1 protein-coding gene (running past one end of the window) is annotated in these 13,632 nt (G+C 56.6%); it reads right to left on the bottom strand.

All coding sequences use genetic code 11. The features are described 5' to 3' along the window. Window positions 1-13,632: the final stretch of a hypothetical protein gene (locus tag Fuma_RS06225; protein ID WP_145944013.1), read on the bottom strand. It continues 22,290 nt past the right edge of the window; 13,632 of the gene's 35,922 nt are visible here — the last part of the coding sequence; its start codon lies beyond the right edge, outside the window — the gene reads right to left on this strand; the stop codon is at window positions 1-3.

Genomic DNA, 13,632 nt, shown 5'->3' on the forward strand with positions numbered 1-13,632 from the left:
TCACGCTTCGGTTTCTCCTGTTTCCGGGCTAAGTTGAGTGCCCCAGATCGACATGATGTCGTCAATCAATTTCGATTCCTCATCATGGAATGCCGTGGTGGATTCGTCCAACGTTTTCTTCGCGTCGTCTGCCGCAGTGACAACAGTCTGTACTTTGGGGCTTGGCACAGTCTGTTCTGTCGCGTCGGTTTGCAGATTGATCTCGATCGAAGCCAAAAGCGCGTCGAGCGTGTCAACGATTTCGGATTCGGAATCATCATCGACAGCCGCGACAGTAAAGGTGACCTCACGACTCCACAGGCCTGGACTGCCCGCGACATTCAGGGCTTGAACCCAGACGCGGTACGTCCCGGCTTGTAGAGGTGTCGCAAGCGAGTAGCTGTTGCTGGTAAGCCCCTGAAGGTTGACCACGTTTTCGGCAACGTCGATACGGTCGATCCACAGTGAATAGCTGCCGGCACCGGCCACCAGGTCCCAGGTGATCCCAGTGCTTGACGTTTCCAGCACGGTCGCTCGGCCGCCGACATTCAGGTCGACGGCGTCTGACCAGGCCGCCGTCAGTCCGCTGCTGTGTGCTCGAACCCAGAAACGATAGTCCCCCAATTCCAGGTCAGATGTGGGCGACCACGCCGTATCCTGAATATTGACAATGTTGATCACTTCCTTGGTAGATTGGTTGCGAAGGTACACTTCGTACGAAGTCGCTCCAGCAGCAGGTTGCCAGCTGAATTCCGGCGTCGTGTCGAAGGTTGCTGCGGGGGCTTCAACCGTCAGAGCTGCAGTTCGGACCCACAAATTACCCGGTGCAGACCAACGCAGTGCATTGCCCGATTCAGTGATTGGCCGCACCCAGACTCGGTAGTTCCCAATCGGCAAATCGAATGTCGGCGTGTATGACGTGCCCGATATATCGAGATCGTGGATCACACGATTATCGCCAGTGGTTAAGTTGTTGACCCAGATTTCATAATGGTGTGCTCCGCTGACGGCATTCCATGTCAGCTCGGGACGTGCCGTTGAAACGGAATCCTCTGGCAGCGTCAACTGCGCCCGCTCGCCAATCGTTATGTCGGATGCGTCACTCCACATTGAATAACGTCCATCAGGCAGGACGGCTCGTACCCATGTTCGGAACGTGCCAGGTCCCAGGCTGACCTGCGGCTCAAAGCTTGTGCCGGTGACTCGTTGATGAATCACTGGTCCGGTTGAAACCGCGAGGTTATTGACCCAGAGTTCGTATTCGACTGCATTCACAACCGCCGTCCATGAGAACACTGGCGTATCGTCTGACGTTGTTTGATTCGGACCGGTGAGCGTTGGAGCTGCGACTTCGTCATCGATGCAGGTCACGGTGATGGTTGGCATCGCCACGTTCTGGTAGGGACTGTCGGACTCAGCATCGATCGTGAATTCCACGGCTGCGTCGCGGTCGCCATGGTACTGCATGTTGTTCACAGCCGACAAAGTGATGTACTGTGGCACGAACCAGTTTTCTGGTGTGAACGTCAACATGGATGTGTCCGCCAAGACGGCGGCGGTATTCGCTGACGTCACATGAATCATCACGTAGGACGTAGGCGCGGCCGCAAGAGTGACCATGACCGAATCGGTCGTCCCACCTTCCACGACAACAGTCTGGCCATTCGATTCGGAAACTTCCACGGCCGCCGTCGGGAACGTTTCGATGCTTCCCCGAGTATCCAGTCCGGTTGTCAGGTTTGATGGCTGAGGATCTCGATCCTTCTTCTGCCACAATTGGTCACGCCAAAGCTGGCCGTCTTCGACCGTCACCAAGCCCAGTTCCGCGTGGATCTCATTGGTTGCCGCATCGATGTCGTCGTCTGCTCCGGAAGCTGCCGCCATCGTAATCAGGAAGTCGACCACAACAGGCTGAGGATCCCGGATCACAGTTGGACTCACACCACCGGCACCTGCTGATGTCGCAGTGATCGGCACAACGTAGGTGTTAAACCGCTTAGACCAATCGATCAGTCGGTCGGCCCCTGTGTTGGCGATCAGCACGTCATAGCCGCCGCCCCCGAATGCGAAATCGGCGTCCGCCAGATTTGGTGCATCGGGAACGTTGTTGAGTCCGTTGTTTGTCGAAAGATCGTCGTCAGCGTTCAACAGGTCATCGCCCATCCCGCCGAACAGGCGGTCGTTCATGGTACCGCCGACAATCCAGTCGTTGCCGGTGTCGCCAAAAATTCGGTCGACACCATCGTTGATCTTCTCACCATTCGCGTCGGTAGCATCGAAGTTCAGTGCGAAGCCGTCAATTCGAGATAAAGCGTCCACAGCGTTGTAGTCCGCGAACTTTCGTTCCGTGGCGTCGTAATTCAGGATCGAAGACGTCGTCGGCAACAACGTGTGGAAGTGAGTTTCCAACGCTTCGGCTCCGGAAATCGCATCGTCGCCTGCCCCGCCGTGAATGAAGTCGTCGCCCAGGCCACCGTAGATCACATCGTGTCCGCCCACATGGAAGCTGTAGAGGTCGACTGATTTGTGGAGTTGGCCGGTTAGGTGATGAGCCGCTCCGATCACCGTGCCAGGCAGGAAGTCGATTTCCTGAGCGTTCGGTGATGTGAGCCCATGCAAAGTTTCTGTGAGTCCGTTTCGGCTTGTGAAGATCCGCCCGTCGTCGCCGAGAATGCCGTCGACACCGGTACCGCCGTAGATTCGATCGCTTCCCGCACCGCCGATGATGTCGTCATCCTGGCCATCGCCAAACAACACATCGTTGCCTGACATCCCCCAGATGATGTCGTCGCCCGCTTCGCCGTGGATTTCATCGCTAAGGTCAATGTCAGACATCTGGCCGGCGGTGTAATCGAGTTGCTGGATGGCTCGAGGAATAACATTTTCGCTGCCATAGGTGTCATAGGTGAACTTCAGGTAGCCGCTGCTACTGGCTGTACCATTGATGCCAACCAGACGGAAGATGTTTCCGTTGTCACCCAGAATTACGTCAGCATCACGAGCATGTCCGTTGGCAGACATGTCGCCCGAATCGTTGCGGGCAGTTTGAGTACCGGAACCTCCGTAGATGATGTCTTCCGCATCCGGTCGAGACGATGCCGTCGCGGCGCCGAACATATTCGAGCTGCCACCAACGATGTCGTCCTGTCCGAGATTGCCCAGAATCAAATCGCTACCTCCGCCGCCTTCGACGTAGTCGTCGCCATCGCGTTTAGGGCCTGCAAAGTCATCGATAGAAACTTTTGTAGAACGTACGTCCAGCGTTCGACCGCCGGATGCATCGAGGATCGTTCCGTCGCCCTGAATTGCGTCGTCACCGAGTTGCCCGAAGATCAGGTCGTTTTCTGAACCACCGGCCAGGTCGTCGTTTCCGTAAACGGTGCCAGCCGTGCTGAACGTGTGATCAAACAGCACAATGTCTCGCAACGGCACGGAACTCGGATCGTTCTGAGCTGCGCCGGTAATCAGTGGCGTTCCTTCGGAAGAATGAATTTCCGTGCCACTCAGGACCTGCCATCGTCCGTCGGTGGATCGCGGATTTCTTAGGATACTGGCGTTGTCGCCGGCGATGACATCATGCCCGGTGCCGCCGTCAATCGCGTCGCTGCCGTCGTGGCCGTTTGAAACGTTGTGGCCGCCAATCAGATCATCATTGCCATCGCCACCGACGATCGTGTCATCACTTTGGCCGCCGATCGCGATGTCATCATCTGCTCCCGCGAGGATAAAGTCTCGACCACCGTTGTCGGCATCCTGAGTCGCAATCGAAGTGAATATGAAATCAGGAGTTTGGCTGTTCAACGGTTGGCTATTCAGATCGATGTGTCCCTGAATTTGAGCGTTGTCGCCGAAGATCAGGTCTCGCCCAGCAGCCGTGCGAATGCTGTCGTGGAACGCGCCACCGATTACGAGGTCCTGTCCGGCCCCCGTGCGGATATCGTCGTCGTCGCCGATTTCCGGTGTAACGCTTTGCAGTTGCGTCACAAATCCAGCTGCGTCTATTTCTGCCTGGCCATTGTCGCCCAGTACGATGTTGTTTCCGTCAGCGATTGTCACGCTGTCTTTGCCGGATCCGCCAAAAATCAGATCGTCGTGAATTCCGCTGGTGATCGTGTCGTGTCCCAGGTGCGTCGAATCGGCAGTTGTGATGGTGCGGATTTCCCCCTGAGTGTCAAAGGTGGCGTTCGCGTTGTCGCCTACAACTACATTCTGACCGTTGGCCACGTCGATGGCGTCGTCGTCGGTGCCGCCAAACACTACGTCGTTGCCGCTGCCGGTGGTGATACTGTCCTGCCCGGAATGCTGCGGAGACTGGGTAGCGACCGTCAGAATCTGGCCTGCAGAATTGAACGTCGCCGCCGCGTTGTCTCCGGCCGCAATATTGTCACCGTCTCCAAGGTTGATGTTGTCATGGCCGACACCGCCAAAGGCCACATCTACGGCATTGCCGCTGCTGATCGTGTCGTCACCGCCAACTGAGTCAGCCGATGTTGTGACGTTAAGCCACTGGCCAGCTCCATCAAACGTGATTTCGCCGCTGTCACCAATAGCTACATTGCGGCCCTCACGCACATCAATCGTGTCGCTGCCGGTTCCGCCAAGAACCAGGTCAATATCATCGCCCGTCGTAATGACGTCGTCGTTTCCGTCTGCCGGATTTGATGTCGCCAATGTCAGCAGGAATCCAGCATCATTCAAAGTCGCTTGGCCATTGTCGCCCACGACCGTGTTTCTGCCCTCATTGGCGGTGACCGTATCCTTTCCGAAGCCAGCAAAGACAAGGTCCAGCGCGTCGCCGGTCAGGATGACGTCGTCGCCGCCGATGGCGAAATCGCTGGTCGACACGTCGGTCCATTGCCCGGCAGAATTCAGCGTGACATTTCCGTTGTCACCGACCACCACATTGCGGCCTTCACTGGCGTTGACATCGTCGTTTCCATGACCGGCCAGAATAATATCTTCGCCGATTCCAGTGCTAATGACGTCATGACTTCCCTGTGCAGGACTGTGCGTGGTCACGGCGCGAATTTGTCCATTCGGATCAAACGTCGCGGTGCCGTTGTCTCCGATGACGGTGTTGTCGCCATCGTTGGCCGTTAGTGAATCCTGAGAAAATCCGCCGAAGATGATATCGTCGTCGGTGCCGGTTTGGATGGTGTCGTTGCCGCCGATCGCTGCATCTATGGTCGTGACATTCAGCCACTGGCCCAGACCATCAAATGCAATCCGACCGTTGTCACCGATGACCAGATTTCGGCCATCTGAGGCGTCCACATGGTCATCGTCACTTCCGCCCAGGATGATATCCACGCCGTTTCCGGACGTGATTGAATCGCGGCCAGCATCATTCGGCGACTGCGCCTTCGCGATGAGAAATTCTCCCTGGTCGTTAAACGTGATCTGACCATTGTCGCCAATGGCGAAGTTGTAGCCTTCCAGCAGTGCGATGGTGTCATTGGCCACGCCGCCTACAACCACGTCGTCGTCGTCTCCGGCGGTGATCGTGTCGTTGCCACCTACGCTGTCACTGCTGGACGTCACTGCGATCCATTGCCCAACGGCGTTAAGTTCGATTCGTCCATGGTCGCCGATCACCAGGTTCCTGCCATGGCTAACGCTGATGATGTCGTCCTGATCGCCACCAATCGCGATGTCGATTCCGATACCTGTTGAAATGCTGTCCGCGTCTCCGGAGCCCGGCGATCGTTCTTCCAGCAGCGTCGCGAAACCATTTTCATTGAAGTCTGCAGAGCCTGTGTCACCGAATGCGATGTTGTCGCCGTCGTCCAGTTGAATGTTGTCTCTGCCAATTCCACCGAATACCAGGTCGTCCCCATTGCCAGTTGTGATTTGGTCGTTCCCACCAGTCGTCGGAACCGTCGTGGTCACATTCTTCCAGATGCCTGTTGCATAGTAGGTAGCAATGCCGTGATCACCAACAACGATATTGTCACCGCCGCTAACGTTGACAACATCGTCGTTATCGCCTGCGAGTACCACATCATCACCGATACCGGTTGTGACTGTGTCCTGACCGCCGTTGCCAGCGTGAGTCGTTTCAATCAGCAGCAATTGACCGTCTGCGCCAAACTGAGCGTGGCCGTTGTCACCGGTGGCAAAGTTGCTGCCGCTGCTGAGTTCCAACACATCGTTTCCAAATCCGGCAAAGACATAATCGTTGCCGCTGCCCGATGTGATTGTGTCGTCGCCGCCGATGGCCGTGTGAGTGCTCGCGATATCCATCCATTGGCCACCGCCATTGAACAGGATCGCAGCATGGTCGCCAATAACCACGTTAGTGCCGTCGCCGACGCTTAAATCATCGTCGCCCGTTCCACCGATAACGATATCCTGCCCGGCTCCAGCCGTAACGGTATCTTTGCCGCCTGCCGCTGGTGCATGACTGTCAATCGTGAGTAGTTGACCGCCGCTGTTGAACGTCGCAATCCCATTATCACCGATCGCAACGTTGTCGCCATTGCTTAGCGAAATTGAGTCGGCCGCGACTCCACCAAAGACTACGTCGTTACCACTGCCAGCGCTAATCACGTCCGTCCCGCCGATCGCTGTGTCAGTCGTTTGCACAGACAGCCACTGGCCAGCTCCATCGTACAGAATCTGGCCGCTGTCACCGATGACAAGATTGTTGCCGTCGTTGACGTCGATCGTGTCTTCCGCTGTTCCTCCCATCACAATGTCGGAACCTGCGCCAGATGTGATGCTGTCCTTTCCGCCAATACCCGCGGAATTCGTTGCCGTCGTGAGCAGCTGCCCGACGGCGTTGAAGGTCGCTTCGCCATTGTCACCGACCGCAAGGTTGTCGCCGGTGCCTAGTCGAATGGTGTCATCAGCGAATCCGCCAAATACGACATCGTCGTCATTGCCGGTTTCGATGACGTCATTTCCACCAACGGCTGCATCGCTGGTGCGAATGTCTGTCCACTGGCCAGCATCGTCAACGAGAACGCGGCCGTGGTCACCTATAACGACGTTTCGACCGTCACTGGTGTCGATATCGTCGTTGGCAGCTCCGGCCAGAACGATGTCGCTGTCAATGCCGGTGCGGATCATGTCCGCATTACCGATGTGCGCATCCATCGTCTGAATTGTGCGCAACTGTCCGGCTGCGTTGAACGTCGCTGAACCGTTGTCGCCCAGTGCGATGTTGTTTCCATCGTTTAGCGTGATCGTATCTTCACCATATCCGCCGATCGCGAAGTCTTTGCCGCTGCCAGTTGTGATTGAGTCGTCACCACCGACGTCTGTGGCGGCTGATGTGATGCTCAGGAACTGGCCGAGTCCGTTGAATACGAATTTGGCGTGGTCGCCAATAACAACGTTGTGGCCATTGGCCGCATTGATCGTGTCGCCCGCCGATCCCGCGACAACGATGTCGTTGCCATCGCCAGTGCTGACCGTGTCGCTCGCACCGTCGTTGACGAACGTACTGTTCAAGGTTAACAGTTCGCCTGCGGAATTCAGTGTTAACGTCGAATTGTCGCCAATGACCACGTTGTCGCCGTTGGTGTTTGCGATGCCATCCTGCCCAGTGCCGCCGATGATTAGGTCCGCATGATCACCCGATTCAATAGTGTCGTCGCCGCCGATGCCTTCATCCGTGCTTTCGACCTTTGTCCACTGGCCGGCCCCGTCAAAGTCGATAGTTCCATGATCGCCGAACACGACGTTTCGGCCGTCACTGGCAACGATGCTGTCGTCGCCCGCTCCGCCGAACACGATGTCGCTGCCGATCCCGCTGGTGATGGTGTCAGCCGCTCCATTAATGGGCGAAAGTGTGGCTGTTGCCAGCAAGAAACCTGCCGCGTTAAAGGTTGCGTGAGCATGATCGCCAGCGATCATGTTGTTGCCATTGGCGGCTGAAATAGTGTCAGCCCCAAGCCCACCGACGATCACGTCGTCATGTGTGCCAGTTGTGATGACGTCGTCACCGCCGTGAGTGAAGTCTGTCGAAAGGACATCCGTCCACTGGCCGGCATCATTGATCAATACAATCCCGTGATCACCGAAGACAACGTTGCGTCCGTCACTGGCATTGATGTCGTCGTCGGCCGCTCCGGCCACAACGATGTCGCTGTCAATGCCGGTGCGGATCGTGTCCGCATCACCGATGTGCGCGTCCATCGTCTGCATTGTTCGCAATTGTCCGGCGGCGTTAAACGTCGCCGAGCCGTTGTCGCCCAGTGCGATGTTGTTTCCATCGTCTAGCGTGATCGTATCTTTGCCGAATCCGCCGATCGCGAAGTCTATGTCGCTACCAGTCGTGATTGCGTCGTCGCCGCCGATATCCGTGGCGGCAGACGTGATGCTGAGGAACTGGCCGAGCCCGTCGAATACGAATTCGGCGTGATCGCCAATGACAACGTTGTGGCCATTGGCCGCATTGATCGTGTCACCGGCCGATCCCGCGACAACGATGTCGTTACCATCGCCTGTGTTGATCGAGTCGCTGGCACCGTCGTTGACGAAGGTGCTGTTCAAAGTCAGCAATTCGCCTGCAGAATTCAGCGTCAGAGTCGCATTGTCGCCAATCACCACGTTGTCGCCGTTGGTGCTTGCGATGCCGTCCTGCCCAGTGCCACCGATGATTAGGTCCGTTTGGTCACCCGATTCAATCGTGTCGTTGGCGCCGATGCCTTCGTCCGTGCTTTCGACGTTGGTCCACTGACCGGCTCCGTCAAAGCCGATAGTTCCGTGATCGCCGAACACAACGTTTCGGCCATCACTGGCATCGATGCTGTCGTCGCCCGCTCCGCCGAAGACGATGTCGCTGCCGATCCCGCTGGTGATGGTGTCAGCCGCGCCATTTATCGGCGAAAGTGTGGCCGTTGCCAGCAAGAAACCTGCCGCGTTAAAGGTGGCATGAGCGTGATCGCCAGCGACGAGGTTGTTGCCATTGGCGGCTGTAATCGTGTCAGCACCAAGCCCGCCAACGATCACGTCGTCATTGGTGCCCGTTGCGATGACGTCGTCACCGCCGTGAGTAAAGTCTGTCGAAACAACTTCCGTCCATTGGCCAGCATCATTGATCAATACAATCCCGTGATCACCGAAGACAACGTTTCGACTATCACTGGCATTGATGTCGTCGTTGGCCGCTCCGGCCAGAACTATGTCGCTGTCAATGCCTGTGCGGATCATGTCCGCATCACCGATGTGCGCATCAATCGTCTGGATTGTTCGCAATTGCCCGGCTGCGTTGAACGTCGCCGAACCGTTGTCGCCCAGTGTGATGTTGTTTCCATCGTTCAGCGTGATCGTATCTTTGCCAAATCCGCCGATCGCGAAGTCTTCGCCGGTTCCAGCGGAAACGGTGTCATCGCCGCCGACGGTTGTGTCGATGGAGGTCACTGTCTGCCACAATCCCGCACCATCAAACGTCACATCGCCGTGGTCGCCGAGCAGCAGGTTTCGGCCGCCGGTGGCCGTAATTGTGTCATTGGCCGCTCCACCAAAAGCAACACCCACACCCGTGCCGAGACTCACGACATCGGCAGCACCAATGGTTGCAGATGTTGTTGTGGCTGTCAGCAGGTGATCAAAGTTGTTGCGAGTGATCAGACCGTTGTCACCAACAACAGTGTTGTGTCCGTCTCCGATCGTAATGTCATCAGAACCGAAACCGCCGACGGCGATTGAGGTGCCGTTGCCTGCGGTGATCGTGTCGTTGTCGCCCGTCGAATGCGCCAGACTTGTGATCGTTTGTAACGTGCTCGAATTCTGCTGAACTCGTCCATGATCGCCAAAGATGACGTTGCTTCCGTCGCCAGCCTGCACGGAATCGGAAGCGATCCCACCAAAGATGTAGTCTCGCCCAGTGCCGGTGCTAATTGTGTCCAGTCCGCCAATCTCAAAGTCGGTGCTCTGCAATTCGACCAGGTCAGAAGCTGGTGTGAGCAATGCGAATCCATGGTCTCCAAAGATGATGTTGTCGCCGTCGCCAGCCGCGAGGACGTCGTTGGCAGCACCACCAAAGATGATGTCGTTGCCACCCGTTGATGTAATACTGTCTGTGCCACCGAGCGACGGGGCCATGGTTTCGTAACGCTGTTCGGTGATCAGCGATTGTAGTTTCGCGTTGTCGCCGAAGACGACGTTATTGCCACCGGTCGTCGTTACGCTGTCGTTTCCGAAACCAGCAATGACGTTGTCATTTCCGCTGCCACTGGTGATCGTGTCGTCGCCGCCAACGTGCGTGGCTGTGCTTTCTACCGTCATCCAGATTCCGACGGAATCGAAAACCAACAGGCCATTGTCGCCCAGAATCAGGTTGTTGCCGCCGGCAGTCGCCAACTGATCGGCGTCCGAACCGCCAAGTAGTACGTCTGAACCGGATCCGGTAGCGACAGTGTCCGCTCCTGCAAATTCGACGGTTTCACTCTGAACCTGCTGCAGACTCCCGTCGTTCCGGAACAGAAAATCGGCATTGTCGGCCGCGACTATATTGTCGCCAGCCACAACATTGATCGTGTCGTTGTCGACTCCGCCGATGACCAGGTCGTTACCGGTTCCCGCAATGATGGAGTCGCGGCCGCCGACAGAATTGTCAGTCGACGAAAGATGCGAAATATTTCCATTGCTATAGAAGTCTGCAGAACCATTGTCGGCGACGATGGTATTGTTGCCGTTACCTGCGTCGACAGTGTCGCCTGCCGCTCCGGCCAGGACGACGTCGTTGCCGCCGCCGGATTCGATCGTGTCAGTGTCACCGACCGTCGCGTCAGTGGTCGCGATGTTTTGAATGCGACTGACGCTATCAAATGTGGCGATCCCGGAATCACCGACCAGGAGGTTGTCGCCGCCGGACGTATTGATGGCGTCCTGACCAGCACCTCCGAAGACAATGTCGTTTCCAGCCCCCGTGGCGACGCTATCGTTGCCGCCGATTGAAGCGTCTGAGGTTTCCACGGTGCGTAACGTTCCTGCGGCATCGTAGATCGCCTGACCATTGTCCCCGATGACGATATTGTTTCCGCCCGCGATGGTGACCACGTCGGCACCGTTGCCGGACAGGACCAGATCGTTGCCGCTGCCCGTGTGGATCGCGTCGATACCTCCGTCACTCGGTGTTGTACTGCGGAGTTCTCTCAGGATTGTTGTGTCGTCAAAGATGGCTTCACCGTTGTCTCCGATGACGATGTTGTTGCCGCCGGAGATGGTGACATTGTCGCTGTTATGGCCAGCCACGACGATGTCATTGCCTAAGCCGGAAAGAATCGTGTCCACGTCTCCAATAGTCGGCGAAGTCGATTCCAGCTTCTGCAGTTCTCCATTCGCGTGATAGGTCAGCCTTGCATGATCACCGACCAGAACGTTGTCTCCGCCACTGGCCGTTATGCTGTCAGCGCCGTCGTTACCAATGACCGTGTCGTTCCCGTCACCCACGGATATGAAATCCGAATGTCCACTGCTTGCATCCAGTGAAGTTATTTTCACCAGGCGTGAGCCGTATGTGTCGATCTGAGCGAAGTCGCCGGTAACCACGTTGTTGCCAACGCCCGCATTAATGTTGTCCGCTCCGGCACCACCCAGAACGATGTCGTGTCCATCTCCGGTGGTAATCGCGTCGCTACCGAAGTTGGCAATGTTGCGAGTAACCACCTGAGTCAGAATTCCCAGCACGTCGAAGATAATGTCGCCAAAGTCGCCGATGACGATATTGTTGCCGCCAGTCGACGTGACAACATCAGATCCTTCGCCGCCGATGATGAAGTCGTTTCCGGCTGCTGAGTTGATCGTATCGACACCACCGCTGGCGTCGTCAAACGAATTGACAGCTCGAAGAATTCCAGTCGCATCGTAGGCGATCCGACCGCTGTCACCCACAATTCGGTTATTGCCGCCAGCCGTCGTTACGCTGTCGTTACCCTTCCCGCCGATGACGACGTCGTTTCCTGTGCCGGATAAGATCGTGTCGTCATCGCCATCAGCAAGAGCTTCAGATCTGATGTCCAATAGCTGTCCAGCCGCGTTAAACGTCGCCAGTCCATTGTCGCCCAATATCAGATTGTCGCCGCCTGAAACCGCTATATTGTCCGATCCGGAACCACCGATGACGATATCGTTACCGAATCCGGCCGTGATCGTGTCATTCCCCTCGAAGTCGGTGTCAATGGTTTGAAACGTCAACAGTGTGCCGTTGACATCAAAGGTGGCCCGAGCGTGATCGCCCGCGATGATGTTGTTGCCGTCGCCCCCGTTGATCATGTCGTCGCCGGTCCCGCCAAACACGATGTCATTGGCAGATACCAAAGTGATGGTGTCTGCGGCTCCTGTCGTTGGCGACTTGGTAAAGAACAGTCGCAACTGCCCTGCGCTGTCAAACTCGGCTCGCGCCGCATCACCTGCGATAATGAACGATGGATCGGGGGCTCCGCCCATTGCTGCGTTGCCAGTGATCGTATCGCTGCCCGCTCCCCCCATCACCAGGCTGCTGGCGCCGTTCGCTACAATGATGTCGTCGGCTCCTTCGGCATCGTTGATTGTTTCGATCACGGTACCCGTGATGGCGCCACTGCTGTTTCGTGACACCACTCGCTGGCCTTCATCGCCAAGGATCGTTGCGGTGCCTGATCCCACGGTAATGCTGTCTGTGGCGGCACCGGCAATCACCACGTTTGTGCCGCTACCAAGAGTCATCGTGTCGGTCCCTCCGACACCGGTATTTAGCGTTCGCAACTGATCGACGGTACCGTCGGTGTGCAGAATGGCTTCCCCTTCGTCGCCAACAATCAGGTTGATTCCCGTGCCAACAGATACGACGTCGTTGCCAGCACCGGCGATCACATTGTTGGTACCCGAGGTGATCACGATGTCGTCGTGACCGCCGCTGCCGTCATTGATCGAACGAATGTTCTGTAGGTCGCCATTGGCGTAGAAGCTGGCAAGACCGTCGTCGCCGAGTATCGTATTCGTGCCGGAACCAGCCGTGATACTGTCGTCGCCCTGGCCACCGATGACCGCGTTGATGCCGGCTGTCAAAGTAATCGTGTCATCATCGCCGCCGAAAAAGTCTGTGCTTTCGATGTTGAGCAGCGTTCCGGTATTGCTGAGCGTAATCGTGCCATTGTCACCCAGCACAATACCGCTAGCTGTAGGTGTAGTGCCATTCACCGTTATGTCGTCGGAATTGGCTCCACCTGCGACCACGTTGTAACCGCTGCCGACGGTGATGATGTCCTGCCCACCTACCGTTCCATTCAAAGTTGTGACTTCTGTTGTTCCCGTTGGAGCGCCCAACAGGTCCGTCAAAACTTCTCGCTGGCCTTCATCGCCCAGGACAAAGTTAGTGCCGGTTCCGACGGAAATTGTATCGTCGCCAAATCCGGCAATCACACTATTGACGCCGTCAACAACATCAATCTGGTCATCACCGCCGACGCCTAAGTTTGTTGAACGAATCAGTTTCAGACTGCCGTCTGCAAACAGCGTGGCCGTACCTTCATCGCCCAGGATCGTGTTCGTGCCAGACGTGGCTGTGACCGTGTCTGCACCGGGTCCCGCGATCACGACGTTTGTTCCTGCCTGCAGAGAAATCTGATCATCACCACCGTCACCAGGATTGATCGACGCGATTTCCTCTAGATCGCCATTGGCGAAGAACGTTGCCTGACCGTCGTCACCCAGAATCGTGTT

Origin of the sequence: Fuerstiella marisgermanici (assembly GCF_001983935.1) — a bacterium.
GTDB classification, from domain to species: domain Bacteria; phylum Planctomycetota; class Planctomycetia; order Planctomycetales; family Planctomycetaceae; genus Fuerstiella; species Fuerstiella marisgermanici.